Genomic DNA, 19051 nt, shown 5'->3' with positions numbered 1-19051 from the left:
GTGCTCCGCGCCACAGTGCCGGAAGACTCTCACAGCCGAGCGGGCCGGCGGTGCGATGTGGACCACAAATGTCGAACCCGGTTCTGTTTTGCTCGGTCGTGAACCGGTTCCGCCGCTCCGGACATGAAGGGGTGTGACCACCTCACCTCTTGCGGCCGCATCATCACCAGCCGTGACCTCCACGGCGGTGCACCGGTCCGCCGACCCACCCGGCGACCCCCCACGGCTGCGCGCCCTCCCGGACAGCGCGCCGTCCGACAGCGAGCTGGTGGCCCGCTCGATCGACGACCCGGCCCAGTTCGCCGCACTGTTCGACCGGCACGCCACGTCGGTGCACCGCTACCTCGGCCGGCGGGTGGGCGAGCTCGCCGACGACCTGCTCAGCGAGACCTTCCTGGTGGCGTTCCGCCGGCGGGGCGCCTACCGGCCCGAGCACCTGGAGGTGCGGCCCTGGCTCCTGGGCATCGCGACCCACGTCGTGCACGGCCACCAGCGCAGCGAGCGACGCCGCTACCGGGCCCTGGCCAGGGCGGCGGGACGCCCGGAGGAGCACGGCGACGATCCGGCCGACTCCGGTGACCGGCTCGCCGCCCAGGCGTTGCGCGGACCGCTGGCCGCGGCCCTGGCCCGGCTGAAGCCCGGGGACCGCGACGCGCTGCTGCTCCTGGCCTGGGGGCAGCTCGGCTACGGCGAGATCGCCGCCGTCCTCGACGTCCCCGTGGGCACCGTCCGGTCCCGCCTCCACCGCGCACGCCGGCAGACCCGCGCCGCGCTCGGCGACGTCTCCCCGTTCGACCCCACCTCCGAGGAGGACGACCGATGAACGACCTGCAGCTGCTCCGCGACGTCGGCCCGGAGGCCGCGCCACTCTCCCCCGCCGCACGCTCGGCGGCGCGCGCCGTCCTGCTGGCCGGCATCGAGGGCCCCGTTGAGCCTCGGCGCGGTCTCCGTCTCGGCCGGACCGCCGCCCTGCGGACGGGTGTCGCGGTGGCGACGGCGGCCGCCGCCTGGGCCGGCGCCGTGGCGGTCACCGGTCCCGACGCCGGTGCCGCACCGGAGGAGCCGGGCGGCATGACGCTCGTGGCCGTCGACGAGGTCACCTTTCCGCTCTCCCTGGACCCCGTGCCCGCCGGGATGACCCCCAGCTTCTCCGGGTCGGCCGGCGATCCGGAGGCGGTCGCGGGCTACACCCACGCGGACGGCACCGGCTTCTCCATCTACCTGTCGCCGGCCGAGCCTGCCCCGGCGGACGAGCCGGACCTGACGGCCAGCGGGACGGTGGCCGTCGCCGGCGCCGAGGCGCGCTGGACCACCGCCGTCACACCGGAGCTCTGCACCGTCGCCAACGTCTGCTTCGACGACCTCCCGTCCGCCTCGCTCACCTGGCAGCGCGCGCCGGGCCAGTGGGTGAGCCTGGCCGGCGACGGCGCCCACGGCGACGTGGCCGCGCTGGTCGCGGTGGGGGAGTCGCTGGTCGACCGCCCGCAGCCGATCAACCTCCAGGTCGGGCTCGCACCGGCCGGCTGGTCGGTCGTCGACTGGCACGAGAGCAGCGGGTACGTCGGCGTCGCCAGCGACGACGACCCCACGCGCACCCTCGCCGTCCAGTGCATGCCGGAGGCGCCGGCCGGAGACCACGAGATGGACAACGGCTCGGTGGAGGGCCGGATCGCCTCGGTCACCGCGATCGACCCGGTGGTCTCCACCACGGTCGGCGACCGGCCGGCCCAGGTGGTGCACGCGCACGACTACGTGGACGCCGAGATGCGGTTCTGGATGGTCGCGTGGGAGCTGCCCGACGGCACGCTGTGCACGGTGCAGACGCCCGAGGAGTTCACCCAGGACGACGTCCTGGCCATCGCCGAGGGCGTCACCTACACCCCCTGACCCCACCGACGTCGCCGGCGGGGCACCCGCCCGGCCGGCGGCCCGGATGTGGTGAGCTGAGCGCCATGCCCGACATCTGGCCGCCGGCCGAGCCCCGCGAGGCGCAGCTGACCGCGGGCGAGGCCTCGCTCGCCGTCGACCTGCGCGGCGGGGCGCTGCGGCGGCTGACCGTCGCGGGCTGGGAGGTGCTCGACGGCTACCCGGCGGGCGGCACCTTCCCCGGGCGTCGCGGCGCGGTCCTTCTGCCGTGGCCCAACCGGCTCCGCGACGGCCGGTGGACGTGGGAGGGCGAGCAGCTGCAGCTGGAGGTCGCCTCGCCCGCCTCGCCGAACGCGGCCCACGGCCTCGTCGGCTGGCAGCCCTGGTCGGTGCTCGCCGCGACCGCTGACACCGCCACGGTGGGGACGACGGTCCTGCCCCGGCCCGGCTACCCGTTCCGGCTCGCCGCCGCGGTCGACCTCGCGCTGACCGCCGACCGGCTGACCACCACGCTCCGGGTGCGCAACGACGGCGACCGCCGTGCGCCCCTGGGCGCGGGGTTCCACCCGTACCTGTCCGTCGGCGCCGACACCGACGGCGGGATCGGGGACGCCGAGCTGCACGTGCCCGCCCGCACCGAGCTGCTCGTCGACGGCGGCCTGCCCAGCGGCGGAACGCGCCCCTTCGACGGCGCCGTCGGCCGGATCGGGGACCGCGCGCTGGACGTCCCGCTCACCGACCTGGTGCGCGACGACGACGGATGGGCCCGGGTGTGGCTGCGCGGCGCGGCCGGAGAGCTCGAGCTCGCCGTCGACGCGGCGTGGCCCTGGCTCCAGGTCTACAGCGGCGAGACCCTGCCGGCCGGCCAGCGGCGGCGCAGCCTGGCCGTCGAGCCGATGACCTGCCCGCCCAACGCCCTGGCCGACGGCGTGGACCTCGTCGTCCTGGAGCCCGGGGAGACGTGGGCCGGCAGCTGGACCCTCGCCTGGACCCCCGGGAGCTGACGTGCGCGTGCTCGAGCTGTGGCGCTACCCGGTGAAGTCGCTGCAGGGGGAGCGGCTGACCGAGGCCTGGCTCGGGCCGCTCGGCATCCCCCACGACCGGGGCTGGGCGCTGTTCGACCGGGACACCGGACTCGGGCTGACTGCCCGTCGCGAGCCCGAGCTGCTGTTCGCCGCGGCGCGGGTCCGCGACGACGGAGGGGTCGAGGTCGTGCTGCCGGACGGGTCCGTCACGGCCGACGACGGCGTCCTCTCCGACTGGCTCGGTCGGCGGGTGGAGCTGCGGGCCGCCACGGCCAACGAGGGCGCCGCGCCCACCTACGAGGACCCGGGCGACGAGCAGCCCGACGGGCCGGTCGAGTGGCAGCAGTGGCAGGGCGCGACCGGCCCGTTCCACGACAGCCCCCGCATCCGCGTGTCGCTGGTGTCCACGGGCACGCTGGGCCGCTGGGACCGCCGGCGCTTCCGGGCCAACGTGCTGCTCGACGGCGCGGGGGAGGACGCGCTCCGGGGCCGCGACGCCGTCCTCGGGGCGGCCGGGGTCCGCGTCGGCGCCCCCATCGCCCGCTGCGTCATGACACCCGCCCCCAGTCCGGCGGCATCGGGCGCGACACCTCGGTGCTCAAGACCATCCACCGCGAGCGGGACGGGTTCCTCGCCGTCCGCGCCGCCGTGGTCGAGCCCGGGACGGTCCGGGTCGGCGACCTGCTGGAGCCGGCGGCAGACTGAGCGGCATGCGCACCGTCGACCTGCGGCCGGGGGAGGACACCATCCGGCTCGGCCAGCTGCTCAAGCTCGTCGACGCCGTCCCGACCGGCGCCCAGGTGAAGGACGTCCTGGCCACCACCGATATCCGGGTCAACGGCGAGCCCGAGGACCGGCGCGGCCGCCAGCTGCGCTCGGGGGACGTCGTCTCCGTCGACGGGTTCGGGGACGTCCGCGTCCGCTGATCGGTTCGTTCCACGTGGAACCGCCCGCTCTGCGAGGCTGAGCGCATGGCCCGCCCCCCGCTCCGCGTCCCCCGGTGGCCGGCCGCGGCGCCCGAGGGGCCGGACTTCGCCGCGATCCGCGCCGAGTTCGACGTCCCGGAGGAGTTCCCGGCCGACGTCCTCGCCGAGGCGGCCGACCGGGCTGCCCACCCCCGCCTGCCGGAGCTGGACGCGACCGACGTCCCGCTGGTCACCCTCGACCCGCTCGGCAGCAAGGACCTCGACCAGGCCGTCCACCTCGAGCGGCGCGGCCAGGGGTACCGGGTGAGCTACGCGATCGCCGACGTCGGCGCGGTGGTCGCGCTCGGCGGGGCGCTCGACGCGGAGGCCCGGCGGCGCGGGCAGACGCTGTACAGCCCCGACCGCCGCACGCCGCTGCACCCGCCGGAGCTCAGCGAGGGCGCCGCCAGCCTGCTGCCCGGCGAGCTGCGCGCGGCGGCGTTGTGGACCATCGACCTGGACGCCGACGGCGAGCCGGTGCACGTAGACCTGCACCGGGCGCGGGTGCGGAGCCGGGCGCAGCTGGACTACCGGTCGGTGCAGGCGCAGGCCGACGCCGGCTCCCTCCCGGAGGCGCTCGCGCTGCTGCCCCGGATCGGCGGTCTGCTGGAGGACCGGGCCGCCGAGCGCGGCGCGATCGAGCTGGGCACCCCCGACCAGGAGGTCGAGGCGACGCCGGACGGCGGCTGGAGGCTGGTGCTGCGCGGCGACCTGCCCGTGGAGGGGTGGAACGCGCAGATCTCGCTGCTGACCGGTCGTTGCGCCGCGGCCCTCATGCTGGAGGGCGCCGTCGGCATCCTCCGCACGCTGCCTCCGGCCCGCCCGGAGGACGTCGAGCGGTTGCGTCGCCTGGCGCCCGCCCTGGGCGTCGACTGGCCGGCCGACGCGGGCGCCGGGCAGGTGATCGCCGGGCTCGACCCGGCCGAGCCGATGCACGCCGCCTTCCTGGAGGAAGCCGTGACCCTGCTGCGCGGCGCCGGGTACACGCCGTTCGACGGCGCTCGCCCGGAGCAGCCGGCCCACGCCGGGGTCGGCGCGCCCTACGCGCACGTCACCGCGCCGCTGCGGCGGCTGGTCGACCGCTTCGGCACCGAGGTCTGCCTGGCGCTGGCCGCCGGCGCCGAACCGGACCCCGCGCTGCGCGCCGTCCTGCCGGAGCTGCCGGGCCTGATGACGGCGTCGGACCGGCGCACCCGCGAGGTCGAGCGGGCGGTCGTCGACGCCACCGAGGCGTGGCTGCTGCGCGGGTCGGTGGGCCGCACCTTCCGCGGGGTCGTCGTCGAGGCGGGGGAGGACGCCGGCACGGTGGTGCTGGACGAGCCGGCCGTGCGGGCGCGCTGCGCGGGCGGCGGCCTGGAGCCCGGGGCCCGGGTGGAGGTGCGGCTCACCGAGGCCGACGTCGCCGCCCGGCGGGTGCGGTTTGAGGTGGTCGCGTGACCCGGTCCCCGGAGCTGGCGACCCGGCTGCAGGGCTTCGGCACGACGGTGTTCGCCGAGATGAGCGCCCTCGCCGTCGCCACGGGGTCGATCAACCTGGGTCAGGGGTTCCCCGACTACCCGGGCCCGCCGGAGGTGCTCGACGTCGCCCGCGCCGCGATCGGGACCGCCGCCGACCAGTACCCGCCCGGCCCGGGCATCCCGGAGCTGCGGGCCGCGGTCGCCGAGCACCAGCAGCGGTTCTCCGGCCTGGCGTACGACCCCGACACCGAGGTGCTGGTCACCGCGGGTGCCACCGAGGCGCTGGCCGCGGCGATGCTGGCGCTGCTCGAGCCCGGCGACGACGTCGTGCTGCTGGAGCCCATCTACGACAGCTACTCCGCGTCCGTCGCGATGGCCGGCGGAGTGGTGCGCCCGGTGCCGCTGCACCCTCCGGCCGACGGCGCCGGGCGCTGGACCTTCGACCCCGCCGACGTGCGGGCGGCGGTGACGCCGCGGACCCGGCTGCTGCTGCTCAACACCCCGCACAACCCGACCGGCACGGTGCTCACCGCCGAGGAGCTGGCCTTCCTCGCCGAGGTCGCGGTGGCGCACGACCTGCTGGTGGTCACCGACGAGTAGAAGGACCCCGTCCTCCTCACCCCTCGCACGCTCGGGGCGAGCCTCTGGACGGGGCCGGCGCACCCTCGTGGTCGGCAGCGCGGGCAAGACGTTCAACGTGACCGGCTGGAAGGTCGGCTGGATCTGCGGCCCGGCGCCGCTGGTCACCGCCGTCCGCACCGCCAAGCAGTTCCTCACCTACGTCAACGCCGGGCCCTTCCAGCCGGCGGTGGCCGCGGGCCTGCGGCTGCCGGACGCCTTCTTCGCCGGCATCGCCCGCGACCTGGAGTTCCGCCGCGACCTGCTGGTCCGGGGGCTCCGCGACGCCGGCCTCCCGGTGATCAGCCCCGAGGCCACCTACTTCGCCACCGTCGACGTCCGCGGCGTGCAGCCCGACGGCGACGGGCTCGCCTTCTGCCGGGAGCTGCCGGCGCGGGCCGGGGTGGTCGCCGTGCCGGCGGGGGTGTTCTACACGCCCGAGCACGCCGCCCTGGGCCGCCACCTGGTCCGGTTCGCGTTCTGCAAGAGCGACGCCGTGCTCGCCGAGGCGGTCGCGCGGCTCTTGAACCCCGGAGAGGAGACGCCATGAGGATCGCGGCGGTGCAGCACGACATCGTCTGGGAGGACCGGGAGGCCAACTTCGCCCGGCTCGCGCCCCAGGTGGCCCGGGCCGCCGGGGCCGGCGCCGAGCTCGTGCTGCTGAGCGAGACCTTCTCGACCGGCTTCTCCATGACGCCGGGGATCGGGGAGCCGGAGGGCGGACCGTCGGCCCGCTTCCTCGCCGCGTGCGCCGCCGAGCACGGCGTCTGGGTCGGCGGCAGCTGCCCCGAGATCGCCGCCGACGGCACCTTGCCCTACAACTCCTTCGTCCTGGCCGGCCCCGACGGCGCGGTGCACCGCTACCGCAAGCTGCACCCGTTCACCCACGGCGGCGAGGACGCGCGCTTCCGCGCCGGCGAGGAATCGGTGACGGTGACCGTCGGCGGCCTGCGCATCACCCCGTTCGTCTGCTACGACCTGCGCTTCGCCGACGTGTTCTGGGCGGCCGCGGCGGACACCGACGTCTACCTGGTGACGGCGAACTGGCCGGCGGCCCGCCGCGAGCACTGGACGACGCTGCTGCGCGCCCGGGCGATCGAGAACCAGGCCTACGTCGTCGGGTGCAACCGGGTCGGGACGGCGGGCGACGGCACCGCGCACACCGGCGACAGCCGGATCGTCGACCCGATGGGGGAGGTGCTGGCCTCGGCCGCCGGTTCCGAGACGCTGGTGATCGCCGACGTCGAGGCGGCGGAGGTCGCGGCCACCCGGGACCGGCTGCGGTTCTTGGCCGATCGTCGCCCGGGGAACACATCGGCGCGCCCGGTGCGCTGACGCGCTCGTGAGCAGCGTCACGGAGGCCAGCCGCCCCCGGTCCCGTCATCTCAGCGGCCAGCTGCCCGAGCCCGTCCGGCGGCTGATCCGGTCGGGTCTGGCGGGGACCGTCCTGCTGGTCGCCGCGACGGTCCTCGCCCTGCTGTGGGCCAACAGTCCGTGGGGCGAGGCCTACGACCGGCTGTGGCACACCGAGTTCGCCGTCCGGCTGGGCGACCGGACCATCGGCCAGGACCTGCAGCACTGGGTCAACGACGGCCTGATGGTGTTCTTCTTCTTCCTCATCGGCATGGAGGTGCGCCGCGAGCTGTCGATGGGGGAGCTGGCCCAGCGCAGCCGGCTGACCGTGCCGGCCCTCGCCGCCGTCGGCGGGCTGGCCCTGCCGGCGCTCGTCTACTACGCCTTCAACGCCGGGACCCCCGCGGCGCACGCCTGGGGGATCCCGATCGCCACGGACACCGCGTTCGTGCTCGGCGCGCTGGCGGTCTTCGGCCGGCACTTCCCGATCCAGCTGCGGGTCTTCCTGCTCTCGCTGTCGGTGGTCGACGACATCGGCGCGCTGAGCGTCATCGCGCTCGTCTACACCGACGACATCGACCTCGGCGCCCTGGCCGTGGCCGGCCTCTGCGTGCTGGTCTTCATCGGGCTGTCCAAGCTCCAGGTCTGGCGCGGCCCCGCGTACTTCGCCGTCGGCGTCGTCCTGTGGGTGGCGATGTACCAGTCCGGCGTGCACGCCACGATCGGCGGCGTGGTGCTGGGCCTGCTGGTCAGCGCCTATCCGCCGCAGCGGGACGCCGTCGAGCGCGCCGGCTCCCTCACCCAGGCGTTCCGCCAGTCCCCGGACGTCGACATCGCCCGGCAGGCCAAGCTGTCGGTGGAGCGTGCCGTCTCCCCCAACGAGCGCATCGGCGCCGTCCTCGTCCCGTGGACCACCTACCTCGTCGTCCCGGTGTTCGCGCTGGCCAACGCGGGGGTCCGGATCGACGGGGAGCTGCTGGACCGCGCCCTCGGCTCGCCGATCACGCTGGGCGTCTTCGTCGGCCTCGTCGTCGGAAAGCTGCTCGGCGTCGGGCTGGCCGCGACGCTGGCCGTGCGGCTCCGCCTGGGGGTGCTGCCGCCGGGCGTCACCCTCCCCAGCGTGTGGGCCGGCGCCGCGCTGACCGGCCTGGGCTTCACCGTGTCGCTGTTCGTCACCGACCTCGCCTTCGACGACGAGGCGCTCCGGGAGGAGGCGACGGTCGGCATCCTGGCGGCCGCCGTCGTCTCCACGCTGCTGGGCGCGCTCGCCTTCCGGCTGCTCGCCCGCCGCAACACACCCTCCGCGGCGGCCCCGCGGCCGGTGCACCTGGACCCGCCGGTGGACCCCGCCGTCGACCACGTGCGCGGGCCGGTGGACGCACCGCTCACGCTGGTGGAGTTCGGGGACGTCGAGTGCCCCTTCTGCGGCCGCGCCACCGGTGTGGTGGCCGAGCTGCGCGGGCGGTTCGGCGACGAGCTGCGCTACGTCTTCCGGCACCTCCCCCTCGTCGACGTGCACCCGCACGCCGAGCTGGCCGCCGAGGCGACCGAGGCCGCCGGCGCCCAGGGCGCCTTCTGGGCCATGCACGACCGGCTGTTCGCCCACCAGGACCAGCTCGACGCGCCGGACCTGCTCAACCACGCGGCCGCGCTGGGCCTGGACCTCGAGCGGTTCGCCCGCGAGCTCGGCCAGGAGACCTACGCCGGCCGCGTGCGGGACGACGTCGCCGGCGCCGAGGCGAGCGGCGTGCAGGGCACGCCCACCTTCTTCGTCAACGGCGTCCGGCACGACGGCCCGACGACGACCGACGCGCTGGCCGCGGCCCTCCTGCGCACCGACCCCCGGGGTGCCCCCGCCGCGCGGCTGCCGGAACCCCCCTCGAGCCCGACCGTGGTGCCGGTCTCCCCGCAGGCGCGGCTGGACCCCGTCGCCGAGCTGAGCGGGCTCGCCGACGCGCCGGAGACCCCGGACCGCGACGGCTCCTCGCCCCGGCTGAGCGACCGGGAGCTGGCCGTGCTGCAGCGGTTCGGTCGGCGTCGCCCGACGGCGTCCGGCGACGTCCTGGTGCAGGGCGGCAACGCGGACTGGGACTTCGTGGTCGTGCTGGCCGGCACCGTCGCGGTCGTCGAGGACGCCGACGGGCCGGACGACGAGCCGCGGGTGATCTCCGTCGTGGGGCCCAAGCGCTTCCTCGGCGGGCTCAACATGCTCGCCGGTCAGCGCGCCGTCCGGTCGGTCGTGGTCGCCGCGCCCGGCGAGGTGCTCACGCTGTCGGTGGACCGGCTGCGCGCCGCGCTCGCCGCCGACCGCGAGCTGTCCAACACCGTCATGCGCGCGCTGCTCATCCGGCGGGCGATGCTGATCGGCCGGGCCACCGGCATCCGCGTGCTCGGGGACCGCCGGTGGCCGGCCAGCGGGCGGCTGCGCCGGCTGCTGGCCGACCACGGCGTCGGGCACACCTGGCTGGACCCGGCCGAGGACCCGGCGGCCCGCTCGATGCTCGAGGAGCTGGAGGCGCCGGCGGGCACGCCGGTGGTCCTGGCCGCCGACGGGCGGGTGCTGTTCGACCCGACCGGCGACGACCTCCTGCGGCTCGGTTCCGCGCCCGTCGGCTGACCAGCCCGCTCAGCTCCCGCGGGGGACGGGGTGCTCGTCGACGGTGACCTGCTCGCGCTGCAGCGTCTCCGAGACCGAGGTCTGCCCCTCCACCAGCTCGGTGCGCAGCCGCACCCGCTCGACGGGGACGACCTCGACGGAGACGACGGGGCGTTCGGTGTGCAGGACGATCTCGTCGGGCAGCCCGTCCGCGAGCGAGCCGGCCGCCGGCGTTCCCGTCCCGGCGCCCGCCTGCAGCGCCTCGCCCTCGGTGACGACGCCGCCGTCGCCGTCCAGCGGCACCTCCTCGATGCGGATCTCCTCCCGGCGGATCGGGACGGAGATCTGCACCTCCTCGGTGACCACGTACTTGACGACCCGCATCCGCCGGGCGGCCACCTGCTCGGTGCCCACCCGCAGCCGCTCCTCGCTGCGCACCATGCTGCCGTCGCCGCGGTCGGCGACGTCGTGGCCGGCGACGGCGCCGGCAGGGGCGTCGGGGACGGCCGCGGCGGCAGGGCGGGGGACCTCGACCGCGCGGGTGTCACCGCCCCGGGCGCCCTCGAGCGCTGCGTCCCCGTCGGTCTGCCGGTCGACGTCCACGTCGCGCCGGTCCAGGTCGCCGTCCCCGGTGCGCGCCTGGGCGTAGTGCCGGCGCAGCGCCTCCTCGTCCTCGGGGGAGAGGTGGTCGCCCGCGATGCGCGGTGCGGAGGACACCGAACCGGCCGGTACCGACAGCTGCAGGCGGCCGTCGGCGAAGGTAGCGTCCTGCGCGGGCGCGATCGACTGCTTCCGGCCGAGCAACCCGCTGGACACCGAGACCCACGTCGTAGCCCCCGTGAGGTCGTCGGTGTAGAAGGTCTCGACGGTGCCGATTGACTCACCGTCGCTGCCGTACGCGGTGCTGCCGATCGCCGTCGACACGTCTCGTTCGCTGATCATGAGCCGACCTCCACCCTTCGCGGCGCCCGTGCTGGGCCCCGACGGTCCCTGGGCGTGCCCACCCCCGGACCGTCGTGAACATCGCGGTTCGGGACGGGGCCGCCCCGCCGGCTGCGGCCGTACGGTTCCCCCGTGCCCGCCGACCACCTCGAGATCGAGACGAAGTTCGACGTGCCGCTGTCCTTCGTGGTGCCGGAGCTCGACCGGGTGGAGGGCGTGGCCTCCGTCGACGCCCCCGTCGAGCACGCGCTCGAGGCGCAGTACTTCGACACCGCCGACCTGCGGCTCGCGGGGGCCCGGATCACGCTGCGGCGGCGCACCGGCGGCCCCGACGACGGGTGGCACGTCAAGCTGCCGGCCGCCGGCGACGCCCGCCGCGAGCTGCGCTCGCCGCTGGGGCGCGCGACCCGCCGGCCACCCAGGGCCGTGGCCGCTCCCCTCGCCGGAGTCCTCCGCGGAGCGGTGCCGGCGGCGGTGGCGCAGCTGCACACCCGCCGGGTCGTCGTCGTGCTGCGCGACGCCGACGGACGTCCGCTCGCCGAGGTCGCCGACGACGCGGTGAGCGCCACCCGCCTGGCCGGACCGGACGGCACGGTCGAGGTGCGCAGCTGGCGCGAGATCGAGGTCGAGCTCGTGCAGGGGGACCGCGACCTGCTCGCGCGCGTCGGCGAGCAGCTGGTGGCCGCGGGCGCCGAGCACACGGCGCGCGCCTCCAAGCTCGCCCGGGCCCTCGGGCTGGCGGACGAGGCCCGGGAGGAGCGGCCGAGGAAGAAGAGCGGTCGGAAGCGCCGCGACCGGGGGCCCGCGGCCGGCGAGGTGGCGCAGGCGGTCCTCCGGGACCAGGTCACCGCGCTCCAGCTGGCCGACGTCGGCCTGCGCACCGGGGCCGACGACGGCCTGCGCCGGATGCGGATCGCCTGCCGGTCGCTGCGCGCGACCCTGGCCGCCCTCCGCCCGGTCCTCGACCGGGACGCGACCGAGCCCCTGCGCGGGGAGCTCAGGAGGTTGGCCGGCCGGCTCTCGGAGGCCCGCGACGGCGAGGTGGCGTACGCCACGCTGCGCGCCGCGGTGGCCGAGCTGCCCGTCGAGCTGGTGCTCGGGCCGGTGGGAGCCCGGCTGCAGTCGGGCGAGATGGCGGCCGCCGAGCGTGGCCGCACCCGCGCCGTGGCCCTCGTGGCCGAGCGGCAGCACCTCGAGCTGCTCGACGCCCTGCACGCCCTGCTCGCCGACCCGCCCCTGACGGCGCGGGCGACCGAGCCGGCGGGGCCGGTGCTGGAGCGCATCCTGCACCGGGAGGCGCGCCGGGTGCGCCGGGCCGCCGCGGCCGCCGAGGCGCTGGCGGGCCCGCAGCGCACCGAGGCGCTGCACGGCGTGCGGCGGGCGGCCCGGCGCGCGCGGCACGTCGCCGCGGCCGTCGCGCCGGTCGCCGGCGAGCCCGCGCTCGAGGTCGCCCGGGCGGCGAAGCGGACGCAGCGGCTGCTGGGCGGCCTCCAGGACCTGGTGGTCACCGGCGAGCAGTGCCGGCAGCTCGCCGTCAGCGCGCACGCGGCGGGGGAGCCGGGCTTCACCTACGGCCTGCTGCTCGGCCGCGCCGAGGCGGGGGCGCGGGACGCCGAGCAGCGGTTCGTCGAGCGCTGGCCGGCGCTGGACCGGCAGCTCCGCGGCTGAGGGCCCTCAGTCGGAGAGGGCGCGGAAGGCCTCGTCGACCGCCTTGACGACGTCCGGCTCGCCGTCGCCCTCGGCCCAGAGCAGGACGCCGGCCGTGTAGGCCACCAGCACGGCGCCGATCCGGACGACGTCCCCGGGGCCCGGTGCCTCGCCGGAGGACGACGTCGCGCTCGCCAGGAACATGCCGGCGGTCGCGCGCTCGAACTCCGCGGCGCGGATGCGGAGGGCCGGGGTCGCGGCGACGACCCGCCAGCGGGCGAGGACCTCCTCGAGCTGCTCGGGCGGGACGCCGCCGAGGAAGGAGAGCAGCGCCCGGCGGACGCGCTCGTCGAGCGGCAGGTCCGCCGGCTGGGTGGCCAGGAGCGCGTCGACCGCCTCCTGGGTCGGCAGCCCCATGAGCAGGTGTTCCTTGCTCGGGTAGTGCGCGTAGAACGTCGGTACCGAGACCCCTGACCGCTTGGCGATCTGGTTGACGCTCACCTGCTCGTAGCCGAAGTCCTGGAAGAGGTCGAGCGCGGTCGTGAGGATGCGCCGGTGGGTCGCCTCCCACCGGCGGGTCCGCCAGTCAGACGTCTCGGTCACGCCGTGATCGTGCGGCCGTGTCCCCGGTTCGGCCAGTCGTCGCTTTGGGGATCCGCAGGTCGGCGGTACCGTCGGGCCGTGAGCTCGGCCACCGGCACCCGCGAGCTGCCCGAGCCCCGGGACGACGTGTGGCGCGCGCTCGCGGTGCTCGCCCCCTACTGCCCGGTCTGCGACGTCTCCTACGTCGTCACCGGCTCCGGGCGGCGGACCACGTTCGTGGCGGTGCCCGGCCGGCTCGAGGGCGAGCCGCCCGCGGGGGCACCGCGCGGCCGGATCGTGGAGTGGACGCCGGGCCGCGTCGTCGTCACGTCCCTGGAGCTCACGCCGGAGACCTGGACGACGCGCATCGAGCTGGCCGACACCCCGTCCGGCGGGACCCGGGTGACGCTGACGATCACCCACGAGACCCGGGCGAAGCGCCGGCTGGCGCGGCTGGTGCAGGGCCGAGCCGCGCGTCCGATGGTGGCCCGGACGGTGGAGTCCGAGCTGGACAAGGTGCCGGCGCACGTCGACCTGGTCCGCGGGGGCTGAGCGCCCGCGGCTCGAGGTCACGATCGGGCGAACGGCGCTTCGATGATCGTCAGCGGGGGTATCTGCTCCTCCGTGCTCCGGCGGCGCACCCGGCACCTCGTCGGCACCCCCGCTCGCCGGACCGTTCGATCCGAGGGAGTTCGCTATGGAGATCATCGGAGTGCTCGTCGCGGGCCTCATCATCGGTCTGCTGGGCAAGTTCGTCGCCCCGGGCGCACGGGACAACACGCCGCTCTGGCTGACCGTCCTGTGCGGCATCGCCGGTGTGCTGATCGGCTGGTACCTGGCCGAACTGCTGGGCGTGGAGGCGACCGACGGCATCGACTGGGTCCGCTGGATCATCTCGATCATCGTGGCCGCCGTGCTCGTCGTCGCCGCCTCGACCATCACCGGTCGCAACAACCGCGCCGTCCGCTGATGTCGCGCCCCGGGGACGCGGTCCGACCGCGTCCCCGGGGTCCTGCCATCCCCCGGCCCTCGTCCGAGCAGCCGGGATCCGTGCCTGTCCGGGGTCCCCGCACAGAACAGAAGGAGAACCACAGTGATCGGCTTTCTCGTCGCCGGACTCATCATCGGCGCGCTCGCCCGGCTCATCGTCCCGGGCCGGCAGAACCTCGGGATCCTGGCGACCCTCGCCCTGGGCCTCGTCGGTTCGCTGATCGGTGGCCTGATCGCCCAGGCGTTCGGCACCGGTGACATCTGGGAGCTGAACGCCCTCGGCTTCGTGCTCGCCGTCGTCGCCGCCGTGCTGCTGATCGGCGTCGCCGAGGGCATCGCCGGGCGCTCGCGCCGCCCCGTCCGCTGATCCGGTCCCCGGGGGACGCGTCGGGCCTCAGAGCTCGGTCGTGTCCCCCGGGGCCAGTCGGCTGAACGGCGTCGGTGTCCCCGGGCCCCGCTCCCCGAGCAGGCCGGCGACGATGCCGAGCCCGGCGTCGTTGAGCAGCCCGTCGTGCACGGCGAACGCCTGGTCGGCGTGCACCGCCCGCACGTAGTCGATGAGGTCGGCGGTGCGCGACCAGGGCGCGTGCATCGGCACCAGCAGCGTCGCCACCGGCTCGTCCGGCACCGTGAGCGCGTCGCCCGGGTGGAAGACCTGACCGTCCACCAGGAAGCCGATGTTCGGGATCCGCGGGATCTCCGGGTGGATCTCGGCGTGCAGCTCACCGTGCACGCGGACGTCGAAGCCGGCGGCCGTCACCGCGTCACCGTCGCCCACCACGTGGACCCGCCCGCCCAGGCCCTCGAGCGCGGCCGCCACGGACTTGTTGGTCCACACCTCCAGCGCCGGATCGGCATCCAGCGCCGCGCGCAGCCGCTGGGGCTCGACGTGGTCCGGGTGCTCGTGGGTGATCAGCACCGCGCCCGCGCCCTGCAGCGCCGCGGGGTCGGTGAAGGCGCCGGGGTCGATCACGAGGCGGCGGTCCCCGTCGCTGAGGACGACGCAGGCGTGGCCGTGCTTGGTCAGCTCCATGCCCGCATCCTGCACCCGGCCGCCCGCCGCCCGCGCCCGATGGCCGTCTCACCCCTCGGGGGGAGGACCGGCGCCCCGGCCGTCACCCCGGACGCCCGGGCTGCCGACGGGATCCCCATGATGCTGCAGACCACCGCGCACGCTCCCGCGCTCGGCCGCGCCCACGGCGCGACCGCCGCGCTCTGGCACGCCGTCGAGCTGCACCGGCCGGCCGCCGAGATCGACGGCGCCTGCGAGCTCACGGTCTGCGGCTCGCTGGCCCGCGTCTCGCCCGAGGACTCGTGGCCGCGCAACGGTACCGACGTCTGCCCCGCCTGCGCCGCCCTCGCGGGCTGACGCTCAGCGGCCGGTGAACTCCGCCGGCCGCTTCTCCAGGAACGCCGCGACCGCCTCGCGATGGTCGTCGGTCCGCCCGGCGAGCACCTGCAGTCGGGCCTCCAGCGCCAGCGTCTCCTCCAGCGAGTCCGTCGCCGCCGTCGCCAGGACCGTCTTGATCGCCCGGTAGGCCACCGTCGGGCCCGCCGCCAGCCGTGCGGCCAGCGCGAACGCCTCCGCCCGCACCTGCTCGGCCGGCACCACGCGGTGCACCAGGCCCCAGTGCGCCGCCGTCTCGGCGAGGAAGGGCTCGGGCAGCAGCAGCAGCTCGGTGGCACGCGCCCCGCCCACGCAGTGCACCAGCCGGGAGGCCACCGCCGAGTCGCTGGACAGCCCGACCCCCGCGAACGCGGTGGTGAACTTCGCGCCGGCCGCGGCCACCCGCAGGTCGCCGGTGAGCGCCACCCCCAGGCCCGCGCCCGCGCACGCGCCGTTGACGCCCACGACGAGCGGCACCGGCAGCCGGGACAGCGCGAGGATCATCGGGTTGTACTCCTCGACGAGCACCGGCAGGGGCTGGTCGGGGTCCGCCGGTGGCTCCTCCGCCGCGCGGCGCGCCCGGGACTCGTGCAGGTCCTGGCCGACGCAGAACGCGCGGCCGGAGCCGGTGAGCAGCACGGCGCGCACCGACTCGTCGCCGGCGACGTCCCGGGCGTGCGCGAGGAGCTCCCGGCGGGAGGCCGACGACAGCCCCGGCCGCAGCATGGTCAGCGTGGCGACGCCGGCGGAGTCCTCCCGGGTCACGGTCTCGGCCATCGTCGTCCGCCTCTCGCGCGCAGTGGTCCGGGCCCCGGGCGTCCCGTGCGGCCCACCCTGCCACGGCAGTGGCCTCGGTCACGCTGCGGGCCGGAGGGTGGTGCCCGACCGATCGGCCGTGACTAAGGTGAGCCTGCCCTTCGTCCGGTCGACGGGGCTCCGTACCGACCCCTCACAGACTCGGAGAAGCGCCGCATGTCCCTGCGGAACCGCCGGGCGGCCCTCGCCCCGGCCCTGGCCCTCGTCGTCCTCACCGCCGCCTGCGGCGAGTCGGACGACGCCGCGGGCGGGAGCAGCCCGGCCGCCGAGACCATCCCGGTCGCCGCGTCCGACGACGCCTGCGACGTCGGGACCGCGGAGCTCGAGGCGGGCACGTACGAGTTCGAGGTGACCAACGGCGGCAGCACGACCACCGAGTTCTACGTCTACGCCGAGGGCGACCGCGTGATGGCCGAGGCGGAGAACATCGCCCCGGAGCAGAGCCGCCCGCTGCTGGTGGAGCTGCCGGCCGGTGAGTACGAGACCGCCTGCAAGCCCGGGATGACCGGCGACGGCATCCGGAACCCGCTGACCGTGACCGGCGACTCCGAGCGGCTGTCGGAGGACGAGTCGCTCGCGCAGGCCGGCACGGACTACCAGCGTTACGTCCGGAGCCAGACCGCCGCCCTGCTCGAGCAGACGACGGCCTTCACCGGGGCGGTGACCGCCGGCGACGTCGAGAGGGCGAAGGCGCTGTACCCGGTCGCCCGCACCTACTGGGAGCGCATCGAGCCGGTCGCGGAGATCTTCGGCGACCTCGACCCCCTCATCGACGGCCGCGAGGGCGACCAGGAGGAGGGCCAGGACTTCACCGGCTTCCACCGCATCGAGAAGGCGCTCTGGGAGACCGGGGACGTGTCCGGCATGGGGCCCTACGCCGACAAGCTGCTCACCGACGTCCAGCGAATCGTCGAGCTCGCGGACGGGACGACGCTGGAGCCGCTGCAGCTGGCCAACGGTGCGAAGGCGCTGCTCGACGAGGTGGCCACCGGCAAGATCACCGGCGAGGAGGACCGTTACTCGCACACCGACCTGTGGGACTTCGCCGCCAACCTCGAGGGCTCGCAGGCCGCCGTCCAGGCGCTGCGCCCCTACCTCGAGGAGGCCGACCCCGAGCTGGTCGCCGAGATCGACGAGCGGTTCGCCGCGACCGAGACCGAGCTGCGGCAGTACCGCGCCGGCGACGGCTGGGTGCTGCACGACCAGCTCACCCAGGAGCAGCTCAGGGGCCTGTCCGACAGCGTCACCGCCCTGACCGCGTCGGTCAGCGAGGTCGCGGCGGTCGTCGCCGACCGATGAGCGGGCAGGAGGAGCCGACGGGGGTCTCCCGCCGGCGGCTGTTCGGCTGGATGGGGGCCGGGACCGCCGGCGTGCTGGCGGCCGGCGCCACCGGCGGGCTGATCGGGCGGGCGACGGCCGTGGAGACGGCGGCGTCGTCCGCCGGCCCTGACGACGCCGTCCCCTTCACCGGCGCCCACCAGGCCGGCATCGTGACCCCCGCGCAGGACCGGCTGCACTTCGTCGCCCTCGACGTCATCACCGACGACCGGGACGAGCTGGTCGAGCTGCTCCGGACGTGGACCGACGCCGCGCGGCGCATGACGGCCGGGCGCGACGCCGGCCCGGTCGGTGCGGTGGACGGCGAGCGGTACGCCCCGCCGGACGACACGGGCGAGGCCCTCGGGCTGCCGGCGTCGGGGCTGACCCTGACCATCGGCTTCGGGCCGACCTTGTTCGAAACGGTCGACGGCGGGGACCGCTTCGGCCTGGCCGCCCGGCGGCCCGCCCCGCTGGTGGAGCTGCCCGCCTTCGCCGGCGACCAGCTCGACCCCGCGATCAGCGGAGGTGACCTCTGCATCCAGGCCTGCGCGAACGACCCCCAGGTGGCGGTGCACGCCGTCCGCAACCTGGTGCGCCTCGGTGCCGGCGTGGTGAGCGTCCGCTGGTCGCAGCTCGGCTTCGGGCGGACCTCGTCCACCAGCACCGGGCAGGCCACCCCGCGCAACCTCTTCGGCTTCAAGGACGGCACGAACAACCTCAAGGCGGAGAACGAGCAGGCGCTCGACCGGTTCGTCTGGGTGGCCGACGGCGACAGCGGCGGCGACTGGCTGGCCGGTGGCTCGTACCTGGTCGCCCGCCGGATCCGGATGCTGATCGAGCCGTGGGACACCGCGACCCTCGACGAGCAGCACCGGACGATCGGCCGCACCAAGGGCACCGGAGCGCCGCTCGGTCAGCGGGCCGAGTTCGACCCGGTCGACGTCACGAAGCAGGTCGACGGCGAGTTCGCGATCCCCGAGACGTCGCACGTCTTCCTCGCCCACCCGAGCAACTCCGGGACGGCGATCCTCCGGCGCGGCTACAGCTTCGTGGACGGCTCGGACGGGCTGGGCCGGCTGGACGCGGGCCTGTTCTTCATCGCCTACCAGCGCGACCCCGCGACCGGGTTCGTGCAGGTGCAGCGGAACCTGCGGCGGGACGCCCTGAACGAGTACGTCCGGCACACGTCCTCGGCGGTCTTCGCCTGCCCGCCGGGCGTCCGGGGCGACGGCGACTGGTGGGGCCGGGCGCTGTTCACCGGCTGATCCCGGTTCTCGTGCGCGGCCGTGCACGCACCGCAGCCGCCGCGCCGACCGGACGGGGGTGGTCGTGGGCATCACGCCCGCCGCCGCGGGGTGTGCGGCGGTCCGCGGGCGACCATGGATCGGCCTGCGCATGTGTAGACCCGACCGGGTCTGGACACCGTGGGTACGGGGCTCGCTCGCGGTGGACCCCGTGCACCAGCCGGACGGACGTGGACGAGGAGT

At 76.0% G+C, this 19051-nt stretch carries 20 protein-coding genes and 1 pseudogene; 17 read left to right on the top strand and 4 right to left on the bottom strand.

Going from position 1 to position 19051, the window contains the following annotated elements; genetic code table 11:
• The first annotated feature begins 172 nt into the window (after positions 1–172).
• The 10 genes and pseudogenes from DQ239_RS15230 (at position 173) to nhaA (ending at position 9901) form a co-directional block, all read left to right on the top strand.
• The gene (locus tag DQ239_RS15230) at positions 173–823 is read left to right on the top strand and encodes an RNA polymerase sigma factor (protein WP_233489301.1); all 651 of its coding nucleotides are present in this window, start codon (positions 173–175) and stop codon (positions 821–823) included.
• Entirely contained in the window at positions 820–1887 is a 1068-nt protein-coding gene (locus DQ239_RS15225; RefSeq protein ID WP_113835274.1) for a hypothetical protein, read from the top strand. Before DQ239_RS15230 ends, DQ239_RS15225 begins: the two co-directional genes overlap by 4 nt.
• Positions 1888–1952: 65 nt before the next feature.
• Positions 1953–2870 carry an aldose epimerase gene (locus DQ239_RS15220; RefSeq protein WP_113835273.1) on the top strand — a complete coding sequence of 306 codons (918 nt, stop codon included), beginning with the start codon at positions 1953–1955 and terminating at the stop codon, positions 2868–2870.
• Between the two features lies 1 nt (position 2871).
• Positions 2872–3036: pseudogene (locus tag DQ239_RS21010) on the top strand (MOSC N-terminal beta barrel domain-containing protein); the annotation flags it as partial.
• Positions 3037–3601: 565 nt separating this feature from the next.
• Entirely contained in the window at positions 3602–3817 is a 216-nt protein-coding gene (locus tag DQ239_RS15210; RefSeq protein ID WP_113835272.1) for an RNA-binding S4 domain-containing protein, read from the top strand.
• A 45-nt stretch (positions 3818–3862) separates the two neighbouring features.
• Complete coding sequence (locus DQ239_RS15205) at positions 3863–5293, top strand: RNB domain-containing ribonuclease (RefSeq protein ID WP_113835271.1); 1431 nt, start codon at positions 3863–3865, stop codon at positions 5291–5293.
• Entirely contained in the window at positions 5290–5913 is a 624-nt protein-coding gene (locus tag DQ239_RS21205) for an aminotransferase class I/II-fold pyridoxal phosphate-dependent enzyme (protein ID WP_255411246.1), read from the top strand. Before DQ239_RS15205 ends, DQ239_RS21205 begins: the two co-directional genes overlap by 4 nt.
• 67 nt (positions 5914–5980) lie before the next feature.
• On the top strand, positions 5981–6481 hold the full coding sequence (locus DQ239_RS21200) for an aminotransferase class I/II-fold pyridoxal phosphate-dependent enzyme (RefSeq protein ID WP_255411245.1): 501 nt from the start codon (positions 5981–5983) through the stop codon (positions 6479–6481).
• Complete coding sequence (locus tag DQ239_RS15195) at positions 6478–7266, top strand: nitrilase-related carbon-nitrogen hydrolase (protein ID WP_113835270.1); 789 nt, start codon at positions 6478–6480, stop codon at positions 7264–7266. Before DQ239_RS21200 ends, DQ239_RS15195 begins: the two co-directional genes overlap by 4 nt.
• A 7-nt stretch (positions 7267–7273) precedes the next feature.
• Positions 7274–9901, top strand: a complete 2628-nt coding sequence (gene nhaA, locus DQ239_RS15190; protein ID WP_113835269.1) for a Na+/H+ antiporter NhaA — start codon at positions 7274–7276, stop codon at positions 9899–9901.
• A gap of 9 nt (positions 9902–9910) precedes the next feature.
• On the opposite strand, the gene DQ239_RS15185 is transcribed toward nhaA, so the two are convergent.
• On the bottom strand, positions 9911–10822 hold the full coding sequence (locus DQ239_RS15185; RefSeq protein WP_113835268.1) for a DUF2382 domain-containing protein: 912 nt from the start codon (positions 10820–10822) through the stop codon (positions 9911–9913).
• A 132-nt stretch (positions 10823–10954) separates the two neighbouring features.
• On the opposite strand from DQ239_RS15185, the gene DQ239_RS15180 reads away from it, so the two are divergent.
• Positions 10955–12490, top strand: coding sequence for a CYTH and CHAD domain-containing protein (locus DQ239_RS15180; RefSeq protein WP_113835267.1), 1536 nt, complete (start codon positions 10955–10957; stop codon positions 12488–12490).
• A 6-nt stretch (positions 12491–12496) separates the two neighbouring features.
• Here DQ239_RS15180 and DQ239_RS20415 read toward each other — a convergent pair whose 3' ends face one another.
• A complete protein-coding gene (locus DQ239_RS20415) occupies positions 12497–13072 on the bottom strand; it encodes a TetR/AcrR family transcriptional regulator (RefSeq protein WP_158544853.1) in 576 nt (191 codons plus the stop codon).
• 78 nt (positions 13073–13150) lie between these two features.
• On the opposite strand from DQ239_RS20415, the gene DQ239_RS15165 reads away from it, so the two are divergent.
• The 3 genes from DQ239_RS15165 (at position 13151) to DQ239_RS15155 (ending at position 14408) form a co-directional block, all read left to right on the top strand.
• Positions 13151–13603 (top strand): SRPBCC family protein, encoded by a 453-nt coding sequence (locus DQ239_RS15165; protein WP_113835265.1) that lies wholly within the window; start codon positions 13151–13153, stop codon positions 13601–13603.
• Between the two features lie 145 nt (positions 13604–13748).
• On the top strand, positions 13749–14021 hold the full coding sequence (locus tag DQ239_RS15160) for a GlsB/YeaQ/YmgE family stress response membrane protein (RefSeq protein ID WP_113835264.1): 273 nt from the start codon (positions 13749–13751) through the stop codon (positions 14019–14021).
• Between the two features lie 123 nt (positions 14022–14144).
• Positions 14145–14408: a GlsB/YeaQ/YmgE family stress response membrane protein gene (locus DQ239_RS15155; protein WP_113835263.1), complete on the top strand. Its 264-nt coding sequence runs from the start codon at positions 14145–14147 to the stop codon at positions 14406–14408.
• A 27-nt stretch (positions 14409–14435) separates the two neighbouring features.
• On the opposite strand, the gene DQ239_RS15150 is transcribed toward DQ239_RS15155, so the two are convergent.
• Positions 14436–15074, bottom strand: a complete 639-nt coding sequence (locus DQ239_RS15150; RefSeq protein ID WP_113835262.1) for an MBL fold metallo-hydrolase — start codon at positions 15072–15074, stop codon at positions 14436–14438.
• Between the two features lie 120 nt (positions 15075–15194).
• Here DQ239_RS15150 and DQ239_RS15145 point away from each other — a divergent pair, with 120 nt between their 5' ends.
• Positions 15195–15410, top strand: coding sequence for a hypothetical protein (locus tag DQ239_RS15145; protein ID WP_233489299.1), 216 nt, complete (start codon positions 15195–15197; stop codon positions 15408–15410).
• A gap of 3 nt (positions 15411–15413) precedes the next feature.
• On the opposite strand, the gene DQ239_RS15140 is transcribed toward DQ239_RS15145, so the two are convergent.
• Positions 15414–16205 carry an enoyl-CoA hydratase-related protein gene (locus DQ239_RS15140; protein WP_113835260.1) on the bottom strand — a complete coding sequence of 264 codons (792 nt, stop codon included), beginning with the start codon at positions 16203–16205 and terminating at the stop codon, positions 15414–15416.
• A gap of 195 nt (positions 16206–16400) precedes the next feature.
• Here DQ239_RS15140 and efeO point away from each other — a divergent pair, with 195 nt between their 5' ends.
• Both efeO and efeB read left to right on the top strand, forming a co-directional pair.
• Positions 16401–17543: an iron uptake system protein EfeO gene (gene efeO, locus DQ239_RS15135; protein ID WP_113835259.1), complete on the top strand. Its 1143-nt coding sequence runs from the start codon at positions 16401–16403 to the stop codon at positions 17541–17543.
• Entirely contained in the window at positions 17540–18829 is a 1290-nt protein-coding gene (efeB, locus tag DQ239_RS15130; RefSeq protein WP_113835258.1) for an iron uptake transporter deferrochelatase/peroxidase subunit, read from the top strand. The genes efeO and efeB overlap by 4 nt, the downstream gene beginning before the upstream one ends.
• The last annotated feature ends 222 nt before the right edge of the window (positions 18830–19051 follow it).

Origin of the sequence: Blastococcus sp. TF02-09, from assembly GCF_003319105.1 — a bacterium.
Taxonomy (GTDB): domain Bacteria; phylum Actinomycetota; class Actinomycetes; order Mycobacteriales; family Geodermatophilaceae; genus Blastococcus.
The sequence above is the reverse complement of the archived record's forward strand: the minus strand, read 5'-3'. Positions and strand labels throughout refer to the sequence as shown.